Below are 19,916 nucleotides of genomic sequence, written 5' to 3'. Positions count from 1 at the left end.
CCGACAGAATTCACCGGCACCGCCGAAGACCTATCCGGCCTTCCGGCCGGCCGGTGCATTTGCCCGCAGGAGCGCCATCAGCATCGGGCCGACCGCGAATTCTCCCTTTTCGCTTCGCCTCGTCAGGTCGCGAAGATACCCACCGGCCGAGTTGATATGGCCCCCGCGCTCCAGGATGCATGCCATCACCGTCGCCGCATTTTCCGCACCCATCACATTTGCCGCCTCCTCATAGGCTGACGGACTGACGCCGAGCATCGATCGAACCGTGACGGCGGCAGTCATCAGCTCGCGCCAGTTGCGGATCACCCCACCCGGTCCGTAGGCCAGGATTTCCGGGCAGGCCTGCAGAACCAAGCCTAACGGGAAGGATCTCAGTCCGCCAGCATCACGACGACCACCCGGCCCTTCCGCCTGCCCGCTCATTTCGGCATCCTTGTGCTTCTTCCCTTCCATCGTCACGGCCCCTCGCCCATTGTCTTGCTCTGCCCCCTCGCCCTGCTTCGTTTCGAAGCTTGGTTCAAGTTCAGATGTGGATTCGGGGTTTGAATTCTGTATGTGACGCTCGATATAATGGGCATTGCCGCTTCGTTTTGTTGAATTAATCTGAGTTTCCAGCTGGTTAAGTATCTCTGCTCGAAGTGCAGCCAGCTCATCCAGCAACTGCTCGAGTTGCGCCGTCGTCGGCGACCTCGGCAGGCCTTCGACCAGATCCCGAAACTCCAGATACAGCCCCTGCCAATCCCCTGGCGCGTCCTCCTCGACCGCCGCCTCAATCAGCTTCGCGATATCGCGGCGGCAAAGGGTGATCCGTTCGCGCAGGCGCTGGACATGCAGCCGCTCGGCCATGACTTCGGCCGCAAGCTGTTCGATCTCCTCGGCGCGGGCCAGCAGCGGCGCCAGCGAGAAGCCGAACGCCTCGTCAACCTCCCCTGCCCTGTCCCTGCGGACATAACGCTTGCCGTTGGGACTATCCTTGCGCAACAGCAGGCCCGCCTCGACAAGCGCTGCAAGATGACGCCGGACCGTTTGTTCGGCCATGCCGTGCGTCCTCAGCGAGAGCTGGACATTCGACGGGAAGACGATCAAGCCGTTTGCCTCGGCAAGGTCGTTCTTCGGGTAAAAGCTCAAAAGCGCATTGAGCACGGCAAGCGCCCGATCGGCAATTCCGAGGAGGGGCTTTGCCTCGCACAGTGCACGAAACAGCTTCCACTTATCGACCGATTGACCAGGCTTGATCTCTGCGGCCGTGACCTGGCTCGCGAGCATGCCAAGCGTCATCGGCCGCCGCCCAAAGGGCGTCGTTACACTTCCGACTTCCATATCTTCCACCTCGATGAGGCAAAAGAAATCGGCTCGCCAGAACGGCGCCAAAAACTCTTGACAGCGATTCTCGGAAGTGCGATTCTCGGAGGTGTTCAAGACTACGAGGAAAGCTTCCGTGACGGTGACGTTCGGGGGCTTTTTTCTTTTGCGCGTTATCTCCTATCCGAATTGTCAGCTGACAACTCGCCTAACTGCCTCATTTTCCGTCATTTTCCTCTTCGAACTCGGCGGCGAGGCCTGCCAACCGCTGAGCCAGGAATTCCGAAAACTCCGCCGATCTGGCGGTGATGCGAAAGGTTTTGCCGGAGCGAGCCACCGAAGCCAGCGGCGCGCCCGCCGATGTCCGCAATGTCTGCTCGATCCGTTGCGGCGCGCCCTTCTCCTCCACCGCCTTCCAGACGGCGTCGAAGCGACTATTGGTCTCCAACGCGTGGAAAGCGGCGGCCCGGACCGCGACTTGGGCTTTCTTCTGGCCGCCCGGTTCCCTGACTTTTTCGGCAAAGGCCAGCCAGCGTGGGCGTCCGACCTTCGGCGCCGGGCCGATGGCAAGAATGATTTCGGGATCGATCGTCTGCGCCACCTGCAACAGCCTTGACGTCTCCGGCTTGTCGGTCGCCAGCGCCTTGGCAATCATGTCGCGGTTGAAGCCATGCTCGTCCATGCGGCGTGCAAACAGCGCCCGTTCGATAAAGCTCAGATCGACGCGCGGACCGTTCTCCTGCCCCTGTGCAAGGATCAACTCCTCATCCGTCAGCTTGCGCACCACGGCCTTGACCGGAACCCCGATCTCCGCAGCGGCGCGCAGCCGCCGATGGCCATAGGCGGCCTGGTAGCGCCCGGCCGTGACGGGATCCGGCCGTACCAGGATCGGAACCTGCTGCCCGCTCTCCTGGATCGACTGTTTCAACCGCTCGAATTCAGGATCCTTATCGACGGGAATACGGTCGCGGATGAAGGACATTTCGACGGCGGCCGGATCGATCTCCAGCACCTTGTCGCCGGAGGCCAAGGATTCGCGCAGAGCTTTCGCGGCAGCGGCCTCCTCTCCCAGCCGTCCGAGCGACAGGTTCATCGCCTTGACCGCGCCCGAAGGCCGATGCGGCGGCGGCGCGCTTGGCGCCTCCGGTCGTGCCGGCTCGACGGCGCCGACCATACTCTTCAGGATATCGCGACCTTTCGGGCTCATGACCTGCTCCAAGCACTGCGGATGAGTTGCTCGACCTCGGCATTGACGCTGTCGACGGATTCGACGCCGCGGTCATAGGTCTGGCGATGCATCGTCTCGCGGCCCGCCTCGTAGATCGTCTGCTTGGACAAGCCTGCATCCGAAACCGCCGTTGACTTAACCATCATCGAGGTCAATACGCGCTCGCCGAACAGACTGCGCAGGAAGGCAACGATCTGCGCCTGCGGACCGTCATTGGACTCATAACGGGTGATTAGATAGCGCATCCAGTCATATTCGAGATTGCCGCCGGCCTGCTTGACGACGGCCAGAAGGTCGGAGGTCATCGTCAGGAACTGGTTCATCGACGCCACGTCGAGCATCTGTGGATGCACGGTGATCAGCACTGCAGTCGCAGCGCAAAGGGCAGACAGCGTCAGAAAGCCGAGGGTAGGGGGGCAATCGATGATGACGACGTCATAGCTCTGCTCCAGCGAATGCAGCGCATTGCCGACCCGCATGAAGAACATGTCCTTGTCGTCGCGATTGCTGTCAGCCAGCGCCTTCGGGGTATCATGCTCGAACTCGTGCAGTTCGAGATTACCCGGAATGAGATCGAGACCGGGGAAATAGGTCTGGCGGACGATGTCGGCCACGTCACGGCGCGTCTCGTCATATTTGATGGCGCCATAGAGCGTTTCATTTTCGCCGACGTCGAATTCCGGCTGATAGCCAAGCATCGCCGACATCGACGCCTGCGGGTCGAGGTCGACGGCGAGCACGCGGTAACCGCGAAGGGCCAGGAACTGGGCGAGGTGGATCGAGGTCGTCGTTTTGCCCGAGCCGCCCTTGAAATTGGTGACCGCAATGACCTGGAGATGATCACCCTCCCGGCGCATCGGCAGGTAAGAGGGTTTGGTGCGCCCCAGATGCTGGCGCATCGCATGGATTTCCTCGAGTGAGAATACCCGACGCCCCGACGCCGTTTTTTCCGGATTGATGCTTTCTACCTGAGCGGCGAGATGGCGAACGTAGCTGTCGGTGACACCGAGCAGCTTAGCGGCTTCGGTGCTGCTGAACCGCCGCAGCGACTTGCGGGCATCGGGGGAGAACAGCCGCTCGAACAGCACCTGCAACTGGCTGCTGAGCATCGTCGAGTCCTGCGCAATCGTCTCATCGATCGAGACTTGACTCGCCCTCTTGGCTTTCTCAACAATCGCGGCCTTGGTCGGCATTCACGCAAATCCTGCTAAATCGGGCTATTTTGCGCAAATGAGCGTGAGTCTGGCGATTCCGTCAAGCGATTTCTTGGTTAGCCAATCTATAACAGGCCTGGATTCACGAGAAAATCATGTGGAATTCCGGAATCTTAGCGTGTTGTCAGCTGACAACCCGATCCACGCAGCCGACCGTGCCATAGCGCGGCTCAACCTGATACGGCCATGACGCCGCCGCGACTCAGCCACCTGGTTTCATTTATAGTCAGGCGAACGGTACAGACTTTCGGCGCTGAGGCCGCGGGCAGGCTCGCTGGCGGAGGACTTGTCATTGACATCCTGGGCGTCGGGATCGCGGCGTGATGGGGCCAGGCCGAGCATCTGCTCGAGACGACCGGCATTAAGCGGAGCGCTTATTCCCTTGAAATTCATAATCCATCTTTCATCTGCGCATGGCTTGTTTGAGACCCCAGAGATAAGCGCAATTTAAACCCGCCGAGAACTGCCCGGCCGGCGTTATCACCATCTTTCAATGCGACACACGAAAGGCAAGGGGTCGCTCACCAACGCCTCCGGACGTATTGCAGCATTTATTTTGACGGACCAGCGAAGCGCCCCGTCCCGGATGATGCGACATCGCCTAAAACCTTTAGATCCCGCCGGTCCGGCGATCCGATCGCGCGTGCAGTCAGGCCGGGGAAGGGACGTCCGGCAGGGCGCAGATATTATAGCCACGGGTCTCAGGCGCTCCGGGCTAGGCGAATCGAATCGCGGCGGATATGCTTGCCGAGGCTGCATAGCGCTCCAGGTGGCGTGGCACGACCACCTGACGACTTTCACCAATCGATCTAGCGGAACCTACGGGCGACTTTGCTTCCGCCTGCAGATTTCCTCGTTGTTTACCGACTATTTACCATAGTCCGGCAACCGGTCGGAGATTGGCCCGAACCGCCCTATCGCTCCTTCTTCCCCTCGCGATTGGTAAAATGCGCATTGCCCAGGCCGGTGCCGATGGTCAGTACCGCCCATCTCGATACGTCCCTCATGAAGGGGATCTGCGACAATCCCTGCACCACTGCGTCATTGTGCATCATCACGAATGTGCTGTGGTCCCCGATCTCAGGAATGGCCTTCATCAATGCGGCAGGAAGGTTGAAGCTGTCACTTTCCCAGTTCCCGCCCGGAAGGTTCTGCCCACCGCGTTCGATCGAACCATCGGCCTTGATGATGCCCGGGCAGGCGATCCCGATGATCGGAGCGAGCTTCAGATTGGCCTTTTCGGCCTTGTCGATCAGATCCTGCAACATCGCCGCCAGCTTCTCTACCGTTGCGCTGCGACTAGGCTCGTCATCGGCATGGCGCCAGATGGCCGATTCCCAGATGCTCGCATCCGCGAAATTTGTTGTTTTCTCCCTTCCAAACTTGACGACGCCGGCGCGCACGTTCGTGCCGCCGATATCGACGGCCAGGATTGCCTCATAGCCTTTGAACATCCAGGGCGGCATCAGATGGACGGATCCAATCAGCCCTGCCTCGTCGGGATGGTGGACGATCGGCACAAGCTCGATGTTGATCCCCGCCGCCTTGAGAATAACCATGGTCCTGGCGATCGCCAGTTCCCCGAAGCGACTTTGCCTGAAGCCGCCGCCCACGACGATGCGCTCGGTCTTGGACCAGCGCTCGTCCTTGAGGAACTTGCTGATCACTTCGGCGAAGTCCCGCGCGAAATCCTCCACCGCGCCCATCACCAGCGCCGCAGCCTCCATATCGTCTCCCTTCAGGAGAGCCTCGATCTTTTTCCTGGAGAGCTTGGCCGTCGCAACCTTCCCGATCGGATCATCTCCGAACTTGCGGATGCGTTTTCTCCAATCGTCGAGCTTCTGCTGGAAGGTCTTCTTGTTGGCGTTGTCGCCAACAAAACCGTTCTTGTCACGCAGCTCGTTGTTGTAGTCGTCGATCGTCACCAAGGGCAGAACCATCGCGCCATGCGCCAATGGGGCATTCGCCCCGTTACGGGGCTCCGGATTGCGTTTGGTCATCAATGTCCCTTTCCGAACGGGCGGCAGAATAAAACGCTGGCCAGCCTCGGGATGTTCCGGAGGCTGAAAACTCATCTTGCCCTCGTCCGCCGGCGACCTAGCTTCAATGAAATTACAGAGTTGGAGAATAAAGTGCAGGACGACGCCGCTACCCAGGAAATGCTTTCAATGGTGCTGGAAGAGCCGGACCGCTGGGCAATGTTTCTCGATATCGACGGAACGCTGCTCAATCTGGCACCGACGCCGGATGCGATCGAGGTCCCGGAGGCTCTTCCCGAACAACTTCACCGCCTGTCGAACAAGCTGGGCGGCGCCTTGGCGCTGGTCACCGGGCGATCGCTTGCCTATGCGGACGCGCTGTTCAAGCCCTTTGCCTTTCCGACGGCAGGCCTTCACGGCGCGGAAATCAGGAGCGCCACCGGCATGCATACGCTCGAGGCAACGCCCGAATTCCAGGCGCTGAAACACGCGTTGACCGCGGAAGCCGAGCATTATCCGGGCGTCCTGATCGAGGATAAGGGGGCGGCCGTTGCCGCCCATTACCGCCTGGCACCCGAATATGAAAAGGTTCTTGAAGAGCGCATGCATCACTATGCGGAGCTCGCCGGACCGAACTGGGCCTTGCAGCTCGGCAAAATGGTGTTCGAGCTGCGTCCGGCACGGTCGAGCAAGGGCGATGCGCTGGAGCGGTTTTTCCAGTCCGACCCTTTCAAGAACCGCTGCCCGATCACCATCGGCGATGATCTGACCGACGAGTCGATGTTTGCGATCGCCAATGCGCGCGGCGGGGTTTCCGTGCGCGTCGGCGCCATCGGCGCCCCGAGCTGTGCCACGAGCCGCTTATCCTCCGCAGCTCTGGTAAGAAACGTCATCGCCGCGCTTGCTGCCTGAAATCCGTGCTTGCACGATGCCCGATGCGGATTTCCGCCGTCCTTTTACACCGGCTGCGCAACGACAATCGTCAAAAAAGTATCGGTTAGAACCGGGAATCGTGGTGGCGGGCATGAAACGAGCCCTCTACACTCCCTTCCAACAATAAAGCCAAAACGGAATTTTGGCGGGTCGGCTTGGAACCCGTCTTCGGAGGAGGACCTATGGAACCTGACTTGGAAGTCGTTCAGATCCGGCCGGGCGAATCATTCGCAACCAAGGCGCATGGCTATCCCTATCATACGGTCCGCTGGCATTTTCATCCGGAATACGAACTGCATCTCGTCGTGGCGACAACCGGACGCTATTTCGTCGGCGATTTCATCGGCGAGTTCGAGCCGGGCAATCTCGTGCTTGCCGGCCCCAATCTTCCTCATAACTGGATCAGCGACGTGCCGAAAGAATCGAGCATTCCGCTGCGATGCCAGCTCATCCAGTTCAGCGAGAATTTCATCAGCGATACGATGAAGGTACTCGCCGAACTCAGCTCTTTCGAAACCGTTCTTGAGGCCTCCCGTCGTGGCGTGCTCTTTGGCGCCGATACCAGCCGACAGGTGGCACCGCTGATGAACGAAGTGCAGCAGGCGCAAGGCGTGCGGCGCATCGAGCTCTTCGTGATGATGGTCGGCCTGCTCAGCCGCGCGCAGGATGCGCAGCTTCTCGCCAGTCCGAGCTATCTGCCCGATCCCTCGGGTTACATGTCGGCCGGCATCAACAAGGCGCTCGCCTATATCAGGGAAAACCTGACCAAATCCTTCGACGAAGCCGATCTCGCTGCGATCGCCGGACAATCGACCGGCGCCTTCTCACGCGCCTTTCGCCGCCATACCGGCATGTCGCTCGTCCAATATGTGAAGCGGCTGCGCATCAATCTCGCCTGCCAGATCCTGATGAGCGATGACCATGCATCAATCACCGACATCTGCTTCGAGGTCGGCTTCAACAATCTTTCCAACTTCAACCGGCAGTTTCTCGCGGAAAAAGGCATGACGCCTTCGCGCTTCCGACGACTGGTCGGCGACAACATCAACGTGGCAAAGGCAGCATAGGCTGCGCCGACGGCAGCTTCAGGGAGGACAGGGAGGAGGAATCAAAACTGACATGGGTTGAACGCGAGCGCGCGACGAGCCGCTCGCGATAGAAGAGTCTTGTCCTGAAAACCACGGGGTCGCCGGGACAGGCGCCGTCGCTCAATCAAGCGAACGGCATGGCAGAACGGAGCAATCACCGAGCTACACAATTTTTCCAATGGGAGGAGATGGAAATGATGAAATTCTCGATGAAAACAGCAGGCGCAGCGCTTGTCCTGTCGCTGCTGGTCGGCACGTCCACTTTCGCGCAAAGCGCCGTTGCGGATGCGACGGTCGCATTCCTGATGCCCGACCAGGGTTCGACGCGCTACGAAGAGCATGATCATCCCGGCTTCGTCGCGGAAATGAAGAAGCTTTGCGCATCCTGCAAGGTCATCTATCAGAATGCCGATGCCGATATCGCCAAACAACAACAACAGTTCAATTCGGCCATCACCCAGGGTGCCAAAGTCATCGTTCTCGATCCGGTGGATTCGGCAGCGGCCGCCTCTCTCGTCCAGCTCGCCCAGAGCCAGGGTGTCAAGGTCATCGCCTATGACCGGCCGATCCCGAAAGGCAAGGCCGACTTCTACGTTTCCTTCGACAACAAGGCTATTGGCAAGGCGATCGCGGAATCGCTCGTCCAGCATCTGAAGGCTCAGAACGTGCCGACCGATGGTGGCGGCATCCTGCAGATCAACGGCTCGCCGACGGATGCCGCTGCCGGGCTGATCAAGGACGGCATTCACGAGGGCTCGCAAGCGGCGGTTACAAGACGCTTGCCGAATTTGACACGCCGAACTGGCAGCCGGCGAATGCCCAGCAATGGGCCGCGGGGCAGATCACCCGTTTCGGCAAGCAGATCGTCGGCGTCGTCGCGGCCAATGACGGCACCGGCGGCGGTGCCATCGCGGCCTTCAAGGCAGCCGGTGTCGATCCCGTGCCGCCGGTCACCGGTAATGACGCGACGATCGCCGCGCTGCAGCTCATCATATCAGGGGACCAATACAACACGATCTCCAAGCCGAGCGAAATCGTCGCCGCTGCCGCTGCAAATGTTGCCGTGAAGCTGTTGGCAGGAGAAACGGTCAAGGCCGAGATGACGCTGTACGACACGCCGGCGCAGCTGTTCGTGCCGGCCGTCGTCACGGCCGAGAACCTGAAGGCCGAGATCATCGACAAGAAGATCAACACCGCCGAGGAACTGTGCACCGGCCGGTACGCCGAAGGCTGCAAGAAGCTCGGCATCATCAAGTAATCCGCAGGGGAAGCGCGATCGCCTTCGGGTCGCGCTTCCGATTTTTGCTTCTTTCGAAAGGCCAGCCGATGTCTGCAACCTCTCACACTTTTGACTCGAGCCAGCCCGTCCTCAGCCTGCGCGGAATTTCGAAGAATTTCGGAGCGGTGTCGGCACTGACCGACATCGAGCTCGATGTGCATGCCGGCGAGGTCGTGGCGCTGGTAGGCGACAACGGCGCCGGCAAATCAACGCTGGTCAAGATCCTGGCCGGCGTCCATCAACCTAGCTCGGGCACCATTCTCTTCGAGGGCAATCAGGCAGATCTGTCGAGCCCCAGCGCCGCCCTCGATCTCGGCATTGCGACGGTCTTCCAGGATCTGGCGCTTTGCGAAAATCTCGACGTCGTCGCCAATATCTTTCTCGGCAAGGAGCTCAACCCCCTTCAGCTCGACGAGGTCGCCATGGAGATCCGCGCCTGGAAGTTGCTCAGCGAACTTTCCGCCCGCATACCAAGCGTGCGCGAGCCGGTCGCCTCGCTTTCCGGCGGACAGCGCCAGACCGTGGCGATCGCCCGCTCGCTGCTGCTCGAGCCGAAACTGATCATGCTCGACGAACCCACAGCCGCACTCGGCGTCGCCCAGACCGCCGAAGTCCTGGATCTGATCGAGCGCGTGCGTGAACGTGGCCTCGGCGTTATCATGATCAGCCACAACATGGAGGATGTGCGGGCCGTCGCAGACCGCATTGTCGTGCTTCGGCTCGGCCGCAACAACGGCACCTTCGCGCCCGATGCATCCAACGAAGAACTGGTCAGCGCCATTACCGGCGCATCCAACAATTCCGTCTCCCGCCGGGCAATGCGCCGCAAGGCACAGGGCCAGCATAACGAGGAGGGCAGGCCATGATGAAGACGATTGAGAACGAGCCGGCAGCACCCGCGCTTCTCGACCGGCGCGACGAGAGAGTGCGCCATGACGACGGCCTTGCCGGCTGGATTCGCGCCTTCTGGGATCGCATCCGCTCCGGCGATCTCGGCTCGCTGCCGGTCATTGTCGGCCTGGCGATCATCTGGACGGTCTTCCAGGCGCTCAATCCGGTGTTTCTCTCCAGCGCCAATCTCGTCAACATGCTCTTCGACTGCTCGACGGTCGGCGTCATCTCGCTCGGCATCGTCTGCATCCTGATGGTGGGGGAGATCGATCTTTCCGTCGGCTCGGTCAGCGGCTTTGCCTCGGCGCTCGTCGGCGTCTTCTGGGTCAATCAGGGCTGGCCGGTGATGCTGGCCATCCTTGCCGCCATGGCCGTCGGCGCCTTTATCGGCTCGCTCTACGCTTTCCTCTTCAACCGCTTCGGCATGCCGAGCTTCGTCTCCACGTTGTCAGGACTGCTCGCGGTTCTCGGCCTGCAGCTCTTTATTCTCGGATCGACCGGCTCGATCAATCTGACCTATGGCTCGTGGCTCGTGAATTTCGGGCAGATCATGGTCATGCCGGACCCGGTCTCCTATGCGCTCATTGCGCTTGCCGGCATTGCCTTCTTTTTCTCCAGCTACCGCACAGCGGTGCGGCGGCGGGCTGCCGGACTTTCGTCGAAATCGGCCGGCGGGTTGCTCCTGCGCGCCGCCATCATCACCGTCGCGCTGGAAGCGGTGGCGTTCTATCTCAACCAATCGCGCGGCATCCCCTGGATGTTCGGCCTTTTCGTCGGCCTCGTCGCGGCGATGAACTATGCGCTGACGCGCACCAGGTGGGGCCGTTCCATGCATGCCGTCGGCGGCAACAGGGAGGCGGCCCGCCGCTCGGGCATCAACGTGCCGCGTATTTATGCGAGCGCCTTCGTCATGTGCGCCCTGCTGGCTGCGACCGGCGGCGTGCTTTCGGCGGCGCGATTGGCGACGGCCAGTCAGCAGGCCGGCACCGGCGACGTCAATCTCAACGCCATCGCTGCGGCGGTCATCGGGGGCACGAGCCTGTTTGGCGGGCGCGGCAGCGCCTATTCGGCCCTTCTCGGCATCATCGTCATTCAGTCGATCGCGAGCGGTCTGACGCTCCTCGATCTGTCGTCATCGCTTCGTTACATGATCACGGGGGCCGTTCTTGCAATCGCCGTGATCGTCGACTCGCTGGCACGCCGATCGCGGATTACGCACGGCAGAGCCTAAACAAACCAGGAAAGCAGAGGAAGAAAATGGGACAGGACCTGTCTGGAAAAGTCGCGGCCGTGACCGGAGCGGCATCGGGGATCGGCCTGGAATGCGCCAGGACCATGCTTGCTGCCGGCGCCCGCGTCGTGCTGATCGACCGCAATGAAGTGGCATTGCGGGAGATCTGCTCGACACTCGACGCAAAGGCCATTCCGCTGGTTGTCGATCTCCTGGAGCCAAAAAGCGTGGCGCAGATGATGCCTGCGATATTGGAGAAGGCGGGCCAGCTGGACATTTTCCACGCCAATGCCGGGTCCTATATCGGCGGCGAGGTGCTTGACGGCGATCCTGACGCCTGGGACCGCATGCTCAATCTGAACGTCAACGCCGCCTTTCGCTCGGTGCATGCGGTCCTGCCGCACATGGTCTGGCGCAAGACTGGCGACATCATCCTGACGAGTTCGGTTGCAGGAATGGTGCCCGTGGTCTGGGAACCGATCTACACGGCCTCCAAACACGCGGTCCAGGCCTTCGTCCATACGCTGAGGCGCCAGGTGGCGAAACACGGCCTGCGGGTCGGCGCCGTTGCGCCGGGCCCCGTTGTTACGGCTCTTCTCAGCGACTGGCCGCAGGAAAAGCTCGATGAGGCGCTGGCTGCGGGCGGTCTGATGGAGCCGAAGGAAGTGGCTGAAGCGGTACTCTTCATGCTGACGCGGCCACGCAACGTCACCATCCGCGACCTCGTCATTCTGCCGCAGAGCACCGACATCTGAGAGGGATGTGCCGGCCCTCTTACAACCGCAGAAAGGAATCGGCCATGATCTTCGACAGATTTCGCCTGAACGGCCAGGTGGCGCTTGTCACCGGCGGCACGCGCGGCATCGGACTGGCAATCGCCGAGGCACTCGGCGAAGCGGGAGCCAAGGTCATCATCAGCGGACGAACCCGCAGCGCGGCGGCGAAAGACCGGCTCGCCAGGGCCGGCGTCGATTGCGCCTTCATCGCTGCCGACATGATGAAGGATAGCGCCGCCGCTGTGCTCGTTGCTGAGACCCTGGCACGAGCCGGCCGGCTCGATATCCTCGTCAACAATGCCGGCATTGCCATTCATGGCGACAGCGGCGATTTCTCCGATGCCGTCTGGCGCGAGATCATGACCGTCAATGTCGACGCCGTCTTTCGCGCCTGCCGCGCAGCACTTGCCCCCATGCGGCGCCAAGGCGGCGGCGTCATTCTCAATATCGGCTCGATCTCCGGCATCGTATCCAACATTCCCCAGAACCAGGTCGCCTACAACGCCTCCAAGGCAGCGGTCCATATGATGACGAAGAGCCTGGCGAGCGAAGTCGCCGCCGAGAACATCCGCGTCAACGCCATTGCTCCCGGCTATATCGAGACCGATATGTCCCGCGGCGGCATCGCCAATCCCGACTGGTTCCCGACCTGGCGGGACATGACGCCGATGGGGCGTGTCGGGCAGCCGGAAGAGGTGGCGGGTGCGGCGCTGTTTCTCTGCTCGGCGGCGGCAAGTTATGTCACCGGCGAAGTGCTGGTCGTCGACGGCGGCTATACCACGCGATAGGTATCTGCGAGGACAGGGGAGGGGAATTCCGCACCAGCCAACGCCAGCTCGTGTTTCCCGCCCGCATCCTTCCCGGTGCCGATTTGATGCTGCGCACCTCTGCCTGATAGGCGACTCAGGCGCGCGGTAGGCCCGCCGGCCTCAGATGTTTCCTCAGCGCCGCGATCCTGAAGATGGCGTTCGCCGCGCCATAGCCGCGATAGCCGCGCCTTTCGACGATCTCGAAAAACAAGCCCTCGCCGTAGGTCGGGCTGTAGAGCTGGAAATATTCGCCGAAGTCGTCGCGGTCATAGAGGATGTTGTTGGCCTTGAGGCGGTCGGCGAAATCGGCGTCAAGACCGAAGCGGGCCTCGAGATCGTCATAATAGTTCGGCGAAATTGTCAGCGGGACGAAGCCGTTTGCGGCAAGGGCTGCGGCGGTGGCGAAGATGTCGTCGGTTCGGAAGGCGAGATGCTGGATGCCGGATCCGAACGTATCGGCGATAAAGCGGCCGGCGAGCGTGTTGCGGTTTTCCGCCCCGTTCATGGTGATGCGCAGCGAGCCTTCCCCGTTCTCGACCACCTGGCTCCGGACGATGCCGGAGGGATCGACGATATCGACCATCGGCGTCTTTTCAGCCTCGACGAGCGAGGTGTAAAATAACAGCCAGGTGAGCAGCTCCTCGTATTTCATCGTCTGCGCCATATGATCGATCGACTGCAGCCCGGCCGGCTGGGGAGCAGCACCGTCATCGATCGCATCGAATTCGATCTCCCAGATGCGGCCAAGGTCCGTCTTGCGATCGAGAAAATAGAGCACTCCTCCACCGACGCCGCGCACCGCCGGCATCTCGATCTCGCCAGCGTCGAGCGTTTGCGCAAAGCGTTCGGCGCCGAGCGCGATCGCGCGCTGCAAGGCTGCCTCGGCATCGTCCACCATCAGGCCCGCGGCATAGGCCGAGGTGCCGTGGACGGCATAGGAGGCGCTGGCAAAGCCTCTCCGCTCGGTATTGACGACGAGATTGATGGCGCCCTGACGGAAGACCGTCACACGCTTGGTCTTGTGCTTGGCCGCCTTGCGGAACCCCAGGCTGGCAAACAGCGTCTCGAGTTCCGCCGCCTCGTCCTCATCGGCAGCGAACTCGATGAAGGCGATGCCTTCGACGGCAGCACGCGGCGGCATGGCCGGCACCGGCAGCGCGCTCTCCGGCTGCTGCCGCTTTACCTGGTCGCCGAGATAGATTAGCGAGCGGCGGCCGTCGACGGCGATCGCGCTCGGCGAACCGCCGCGGAACTGGTCGTTGAATATCTCGAGCGAGAGAAAACCGTCATAGCCGGTGGCGGCCACGGCCTTCATGAAGTCGAGCACCGGCAGATCGCCCTCACCCGGCATGTTGCGGAAGTGCCGGCTCCAGTAGAGCAGATCCATGTCGATCAGCGGCGCATCGGCAAGCTGGATGATGAAGATCTTCTCCTTCGGGATCGACCGGATCGAATTGACGTCGATCTTGCGCGACAGCGTATGAAAGCTGTCGAGGATCAGGCCGATATTGGGATGATCGGCCCGCCGGACGATTTCCCAGGCGTCGCGGTGATCGTGGATGTGGCGGCCCCAGGCAAGCGCCTCGTAGCCGACGCGCAGGCCGCGTTTGGCGGCGCGCTCGCCAAGTTCACGAAAATCCGCCGCCGCCCGGTCGAGACCGCCGAGGGCAGCCGGCGAAACGTTCGAGCAGACGAGCACAAGGTCGGTGCCCATCTCCTGCATGACATCGAACTTACGCTCCGCCCGGTCGAAGGTGCGGCTGCGCAGCGGCTCCGGCATGCCTTCGAAATCGCGGAACGGCTGAAAGAGCGTGATTTCCATGCCGAGATCGCGCACCATGCGGCCGACCTCCTTCGGACTCTCGTCGAAGATCAGGAAATCGTTCTCGAAAATCTCCACCCCGTCGAAGCCGGCCTTGGCAATCGCCTCCAGCTTGTCGCGGAGGTCGCCGCTCAGCGAAACAGTCGCAATCGATGTCTTCATCGGATGGTCCTCGCTTGGTTGCTGCTAAGTCGTCATCGTCTTGAAATGCGCAAGCATGCGGCCGATATTTGGCTCCCTGCCAGTGATCAGGCGAAAAGCGGCGACGGCCTGGAAGACCGCCATGCCGCCCCCGTCGAGCGTCCTGCAGCCGCGCTGCCCTGCCTGGCGCAGAAGCTCGGTTTCCAGCGGAAAATAGACGATTTCGGCGACCCAATGCCGCGCTTCCAGGAATTCGGGCGGGAGCGGGGTGCCGGGATATTTGGCCATACCTGTTGGCGTCGCGTGGATCAGCCCGGCTGCCTCTTTCATCGCGGCCTCAAGATCGGTTCCTGCAGTAACCGATGCCCCGGGAAAGAGTGCGGACATCGTTTCAGCCAGATCGGCGGCGCGCTCATGCTCGCGATCGAAGACCGTCAGTCTCTTCAGGCCAAGCATCAGGATCGCATAGGCGGTTGCGACACCCGCTCCGCCTGCTCCGAGTTGCACGGCCGAGGAAAGATCGGCTTGCGGCAGCCCGCGCCGGAAACTTTCGGCGAAGCCCCACCAGTCGGTATTGTGCCCAAAGCGCCTGTTGTCCTTCAGGACGACGGTGTTGACTGCACCGAGCGCCCGGGCTTCAGGCGACAACTCGTCGAGCAGGGCAATGACGAGCTGCTTGCAGGGATGGGTGATGTTGAGGCCGGCAAGTCCACGCGCTTCGGCATCTTTGATCAGCCGTGGAAGATCGGCCGGCGAGGCGTTCAGCTTGATGAGATCGATCAGCTCATAGTCGTAGTCAAGCCCCTGCGCAGCACCTTCCCGCATATGCATGGCAGGCGTCAGCGAGGCCTGGATGCCGGAGCCGATCAGCCCGGCCTTCAACGGTTTCAGGAGTGTCTCGGCCATCTGCCAATTCCCGTTTTTCTCGTGAGGGGAAGGGCCCGCAGGCGTGCTGCGGGCCCTGATCGGCTTACTTGCCGCGAACCGTGTCGAGCTCCTTGAAGAGCTGCGTGACGGTGTCCGCACCGATTTGCGCCGTGAATTTCTCGATCAGCGGCTTCACGGCGTCGCGCAGTTTCTGCGTTTCTTCCGGGCTGAGTTCGGCGACTTCCATGCCGGTTTTTTTGATTTCCTCGATCGCCTTGCCATCCAGCTCTCTTGAAACCTTGCGCTGATAATCGCGGGCTTCGGTCGCGGAGGACTGGAAGACCGCCTTTTCCTCGTCGTTCAGGCTGTCCCAGAACTTCTTGCTGATGAGTACGATCTGCGGATTGTACTGGTGACGTGTGATCGTCATGTACTTCTGCACTTCGAAGAATTTGGCGTTGATGATGTTGGCGGCCGGGTTCTCCTGGCCGTCGACGGTGCCGGTTTCGAGCGCCGTATAAAGCTCCGTGTAGGGCAGGGGCACGGCGTTGGCGCCCAGGCTGTTAAAGAGCTCTATCGGGATCGGCGACTGGATCGTGCGGATCTTCAGGCCCTTGATATCCTCGAGCTTGGTGACGGGATGACGGTTGTTGGTGAGGTTGCGGAAGCCGAGTTCCCAATAAGCGAGACCGACGAGGCCGGTGTCGGGCAGAAGCTTCATCAGGCCGGTGCCGAAGGCGCCGTCCATCACCTTGTCGGCCTCTTCGCCGCCGTTGAAGAGGAAGGGCAGGTCGACGGCGCCGAACTGCTTGACGTTGCTTGCGAGAATGCCGGCGTTGAGCACCGTCATCTCGATCACGCCGCCCTGCAGCGCCGATACCGTCTGCACGTCGCCGCCGAGCACGCCGCCCGGAAACAGCTTGACCTCGATCTTGCCGCCGCTCTTTTCCTTCACCAGCTCGGCGAATTTCTCCATGCCCATGACCTGGGGATGGCCCTTGTTGTTGGCGGCGGCGAATTTCAGGCTGTGTTCGCGGATTTCGGCCATCGCAGGCCCGCTTGCCAAGAGGGCAATGGGAAAGGCCAGTCCCAGCGCCAGTTTCGTCAATCTATTCAGCATGTTTTCCTCCCAGGATAAGGCCGGCATCTCCCTCCGGCCGCGTTGAAATTTCATCGCCGTCATCGGCGAAGTCAGTGCCCGAACCAGGCGACCGGAGCGGTCACCAGCACGGGGAAAAGGACGAGCAGAAAGAGAACGATCAGTTCGGCGATCATGAAGGGAATGACGCCCTTCATCAGATCTTCCATCGAAAGCTTGGAAACGCCGCAGATGACGTTGAGCACCGTGCCAACCGGCGGGGTTATCAGGCCGATCGAATTGTTGATGATGAACAAGACGCCGAAATAGACCGGATCGATCCCCGCCTGCTTGATGATGGGCATCAGCACCGGCGTCATGACCAGTATCGTCGGCGTCATGTCCATGGCGGTGCCGACGACGACAATGAGCACCATGATGGCAAGCAGCAGCAGCGTCTGGTTGTCCATGAGCGGCTCGACGAGGGCCGCAAGCTCGCCGGGCACGTCGGCGACAGTGATCAGCCAGGCGGAAACGGCCGCGCATGCCACCAGGAACATCACCACCGAGGTGATTTTCGCGGCGGCGACGAACACCTCGAACAGCCGCGACGGCGGCAGTTCGCGATAGACGACCATCGACACGAAAAGCGAATAGACCGCCGCGACGACGCCGGCTTCGGTCGGCGTGAACACGCCGAATTTCAGGCCGACGATGATGATGACGGGAAGCATCAGCGCCCAGATGCTTTCGACGAATGCCTTCATCCGCACCGCACCGCTTTGCTTCGGCGGCAGGGCGAACTGCTCTTTGCGCGCCACGATCAGCCACGTGACGCAGAGGGCAGCCGCGATCAGCAGGCCAGGGACAATGCCGGCCAGGAACAGTTTGGTGATCGAGACTCCGCCGATGACGCCATAAAGGATGAAGCCGATCGAAGGCGGAATGATCGGACCGATAATCGAAGCCGAGGCCAGCAGACCGCCGGCGCGGGCCGGATCATGACCCGATTTCAGCATCATCGGGAAGAGCAGGGCGCCCAGCGCCGCCGCATCGGCAACGGCCGACCCGGAAAGGCTCGACAGCACGCAGGCCGCAAAGATCGCGACGAAGCCGAGGCCGCCTCTGATATGGCCGACCATGGCCATGGCGAGATTGACGATGCGGCGCGAAAGGCCGCCGGTGTTCATCACCTCGCCGGCCAGAAGGAAGAAAGGCACGGCCATCAGCGGAAAGCTGTCGGCGCCGTTCAGCACGTTCTGCGCAACGATCTGCGCGTCGAACATGCCGAGATACATCATCAGGGCCACGCCGGTGATGATGAGGGCAAAGGCAATCGGCACGCCGAGCGCCATGGGGCCGAGAAGAGCGCCGAGGAAGATGGTGACGGTCATGACGCGCTCCTCAGTGCTTCGGCTTCAAAACGGGAAAAGCCGTCTGCGCGGGATCTTCGAGTGCCGCCTGTTCCTCGCTGTCGCGCACGAGCGCAGCGGTTGTCACGTCGATGCGGTCGGTCGCGATGGCAAAAGCGTCCCAGAGCAGGATGAAAAACGCCGGCACACCGAAGGCAAGCCCGGCGCCGTAGAAGACGCCCATCGAGATACCGGTCGCCGGCGCGGAAACGTGAAGGTTGATCAGCGTCTGGGTCCAGCTGCCGCTGATCATCAGCCATGTGGCGGCGAGCATCATGCCGTAACCGAGTAGCACGGCGAATTTGGCGACAGGTTTCGGCAGCCGCGTGATCAGCGAATCCACCCCGAGATGCGCGTGCTCGCGCATTGCGACGACGGCGCCGAGGAACGTCAGCCATACGAAAAATATGCGCGACAGCTCCTCCGAAGTCGTAATGCCCTGGTTGAAGGCGTATCGAAGGACGACATTGCCGAAAACCAGCACAACCATACCCGCCAGCAGGAGCGCGATCGTTACCTTCAGCGCTAAGAAATAGAAATCGATGATACGGGTCATTCGCTCCTCCCAAGCGTGGCCTCGGCCGTCGTAGACACCCGATTGCGCGTCACGACCAAGATACTGCCGTCGCGACCAACTCCTCCGCTGTTCGCCTCTCCAAAATGTACTAACTAGTTCGTATGTCAAGCGCCATCTATTGAAACATGCTATCAACGTGAATAAGACTGACTGAGACGAAGACGTTAAGTATCTGCTTCGAACGAAGCTGATGGTCGTAATTCTGTATAAAAACCAGTAACTTAGAAGGCGCAGCAAGCAGGATCATGGCGGAGCGGGGCGAAAACGGCCGAAAGAACGATCCACAGCAGACGAGGGAGGACATCCTGCTCGTCGCAACCAAAGAGTTCTCCACGCATGGGCTGGCGGGTGCCCGTGTCGACTCCATCGCGGAGAAGACGCGGACATCAAAGCGGATGATCTATTACTATTTCGGCAGCAAGGAGGGCCTCTATCTCGCCGTTCTCGAACAGTCCTATCGCAAGATCCGCTCGCTGGAAGCCGATCTGCACCTCTCCAATCTCGAGCCGGAAGCGGCATTGCGGACGCTGATCTCGACGACCTTCGATCACGACGAGGCCAATCCGGATTTCGTCCGTCTCGTCAGCATCGAGAACATCCACCATGCCGCGCATATGCTCCGTTCGGAAGCGATCCGCGATCTCAACGTCTCCGTCATCGAAACCATCGCCGGCATATTGGAGCGCGGCTTCGACCAGGGTGTCTTTCGGCGCAAAGCCGACCCGATCGACGTACACTTGATGATCAGCGCCTTCTGCTTCTTTCGTGTTTCGAACCGCTATACGTTCGGCACGATCTTCCGGCGCAATCTCTCGGACGGCGAAACCATCGAACGCCATCGCGGAATGATCGCCGATGCCGTCGTCAGCTATCTGAAAGGCTGAGGACGCGATCCTCCTCAGCCGCGCTGGGATAGCAAGGGTATGGCAATCTCGAATTCAGCGCGCCGAGGCAAGAAAGTCGGCAAACGCCATCGACCGGTGCGGAGCTTTTATCGGAAGCGTGGCGCGCGCCTGGCATTATGAAGCAACTCGCAGGCTGTCGCAAATGGCCCGAAGAGTCTGAGCAACAATGCTTGCTCCTCGGCATCTATCCGGTGGCGAGCGCAGAACTCGGTTACGGACCAGACTTTCGTCAAATCGTCGGTCTCGATTTGTTTAGGTTCGATGTGTTCGGTCAAGAGCTTGTCCTCCGCACATCGAGACTACGCCCGCCCAGCTTTTATAAGAACTAGCTAAAAAGGGTTATATCCCCGGCCTTTCGCCAAGAGTGGCGGATATACGAAA

At 61.0% G+C, this 19,916-nt stretch carries 18 protein-coding genes and 1 pseudogene; 8 read left to right on the top strand and 11 right to left on the bottom strand.

Going from position 1 to position 19,916, the window contains the following annotated elements; genetic code table 11:
* Positions 1–30: 30 nt before the first annotated feature.
* The 5 genes from repC to J0663_RS29675 all read right to left on the bottom strand — a co-directional run bounded on the left by repC (position 31) and on the right by J0663_RS29675 (position 5,747).
* Positions 31–1,323 (bottom strand): plasmid replication protein RepC, encoded by a 1,293-nt coding sequence (gene repC / locus J0663_RS29695; protein ID WP_207246072.1) that lies wholly within the window; start codon positions 1,321–1,323, stop codon positions 31–33.
* 199 nt (positions 1,324–1,522) lie between these two features.
* Positions 1,523–2,512, bottom strand: a complete 990-nt coding sequence (gene repB, locus J0663_RS29690; RefSeq protein WP_207246071.1) for a plasmid partitioning protein RepB — start codon at positions 2,510–2,512, stop codon at positions 1,523–1,525.
* Complete coding sequence (gene repA / locus J0663_RS29685; RefSeq protein ID WP_207246070.1) at positions 2,509–3,726, bottom strand: plasmid partitioning protein RepA; 1,218 nt, start codon at positions 3,724–3,726, stop codon at positions 2,509–2,511. Before repA ends, repB begins: the two co-directional genes overlap by 4 nt.
* Positions 3,727–3,963: 237 nt before the next feature.
* Complete coding sequence (locus tag J0663_RS29680; protein WP_207246069.1) at positions 3,964–4,140, bottom strand: hypothetical protein; 177 nt, start codon at positions 4,138–4,140, stop codon at positions 3,964–3,966.
* A 521-nt stretch (positions 4,141–4,661) separates the two neighbouring features.
* Complete coding sequence (locus J0663_RS29675) at positions 4,662–5,747, bottom strand: ROK family protein (protein WP_207246068.1); 1,086 nt, start codon at positions 5,745–5,747, stop codon at positions 4,662–4,664.
* Positions 5,748–5,858: 111 nt separating this feature from the next.
* Between J0663_RS29675 and otsB the strand changes: the two genes are divergently transcribed.
* The 7 genes and pseudogenes from otsB (at position 5,859) to J0663_RS29640 (ending at position 12,712) form a co-directional block, all read left to right on the top strand.
* Positions 5,859–6,638, top strand: coding sequence for a trehalose-phosphatase (otsB, locus tag J0663_RS29670; protein ID WP_207246248.1), 780 nt, complete (start codon positions 5,859–5,861; stop codon positions 6,636–6,638).
* 203 nt (positions 6,639–6,841) lie between these two features.
* Complete coding sequence (locus J0663_RS29665) at positions 6,842–7,726, top strand: helix-turn-helix domain-containing protein (protein WP_207246067.1); 885 nt, start codon at positions 6,842–6,844, stop codon at positions 7,724–7,726.
* 209 nt (positions 7,727–7,935) lie between these two features.
* Positions 7,936–9,005, top strand: a pseudogene (locus tag J0663_RS29660) (ABC transporter substrate-binding protein).
* A gap of 68 nt (positions 9,006–9,073) precedes the next feature.
* Positions 9,074–9,892 (top strand): ATP-binding cassette domain-containing protein, encoded by an 819-nt coding sequence (locus tag J0663_RS29655; protein WP_207246066.1) that lies wholly within the window; start codon positions 9,074–9,076, stop codon positions 9,890–9,892.
* Positions 9,889–11,148 (top strand): sugar ABC transporter permease, encoded by a 1,260-nt coding sequence (locus tag J0663_RS29650; RefSeq protein ID WP_207246065.1) that lies wholly within the window; start codon positions 9,889–9,891, stop codon positions 11,146–11,148. The genes J0663_RS29655 and J0663_RS29650 overlap by 4 nt, the downstream gene beginning before the upstream one ends.
* A gap of 26 nt (positions 11,149–11,174) precedes the next feature.
* Complete coding sequence (locus J0663_RS29645) at positions 11,175–11,903, top strand: SDR family oxidoreductase (RefSeq protein WP_207246064.1); 729 nt, start codon at positions 11,175–11,177, stop codon at positions 11,901–11,903.
* A 44-nt stretch (positions 11,904–11,947) separates the two neighbouring features.
* Positions 11,948–12,712, top strand: a complete 765-nt coding sequence (locus J0663_RS29640) for an SDR family NAD(P)-dependent oxidoreductase (RefSeq protein WP_207246063.1) — start codon at positions 11,948–11,950, stop codon at positions 12,710–12,712.
* A gap of 115 nt (positions 12,713–12,827) precedes the next feature.
* On the opposite strand, the gene J0663_RS29635 is transcribed toward J0663_RS29640, so the two are convergent.
* The 5 genes from J0663_RS29635 to J0663_RS29615 form a co-directional block, all read right to left on the bottom strand.
* Positions 12,828–14,717, bottom strand: a complete 1,890-nt coding sequence (locus J0663_RS29635; protein WP_207246062.1) for a bifunctional sugar phosphate isomerase/epimerase/4-hydroxyphenylpyruvate dioxygenase family protein — start codon at positions 14,715–14,717, stop codon at positions 12,828–12,830.
* Positions 14,718–14,741: 24 nt separating this feature from the next.
* Entirely contained in the window at positions 14,742–15,602 is an 861-nt protein-coding gene (locus tag J0663_RS29630) for a shikimate dehydrogenase (RefSeq protein ID WP_207246061.1), read from the bottom strand.
* A 64-nt stretch (positions 15,603–15,666) separates the two neighbouring features.
* Positions 15,667–16,683: a TRAP transporter substrate-binding protein gene (locus J0663_RS29625; protein ID WP_207246060.1), complete on the bottom strand. Its 1,017-nt coding sequence runs from the start codon at positions 16,681–16,683 to the stop codon at positions 15,667–15,669.
* Between the two features lie 71 nt (positions 16,684–16,754).
* Complete coding sequence (locus J0663_RS29620; protein WP_207246059.1) at positions 16,755–18,035, bottom strand: TRAP transporter large permease subunit; 1,281 nt, start codon at positions 18,033–18,035, stop codon at positions 16,755–16,757.
* 10 nt (positions 18,036–18,045) lie between these two features.
* On the bottom strand, positions 18,046–18,609 hold the full coding sequence (locus J0663_RS29615) for a TRAP transporter small permease (protein WP_207246058.1): 564 nt from the start codon (positions 18,607–18,609) through the stop codon (positions 18,046–18,048).
* 266 nt (positions 18,610–18,875) lie between these two features.
* On the opposite strand from J0663_RS29615, the gene J0663_RS29610 reads away from it, so the two are divergent.
* Entirely contained in the window at positions 18,876–19,514 is a 639-nt protein-coding gene (locus J0663_RS29610) for a TetR/AcrR family transcriptional regulator (RefSeq protein ID WP_207246057.1), read from the top strand.
* Between the two features lie 107 nt (positions 19,515–19,621).
* Here the strand turns inward: J0663_RS29610 and J0663_RS29605 are convergent, their stop codons facing one another.
* On the bottom strand, positions 19,622–19,810 hold the full coding sequence (locus J0663_RS29605; protein WP_207246056.1) for a hypothetical protein: 189 nt from the start codon (positions 19,808–19,810) through the stop codon (positions 19,622–19,624).
* Positions 19,811–19,916 lie beyond the last annotated feature (106 nt).

Origin of the sequence: Rhizobium lentis, assembly GCF_017352135.1 — a bacterium.
GTDB lineage: Bacteria > Pseudomonadota > Alphaproteobacteria > Rhizobiales > Rhizobiaceae > Rhizobium > Rhizobium lentis.
Note: the sequence above shows the minus strand (reverse complement) of the source record. Positions and strands in the feature narration are given on the sequence as shown.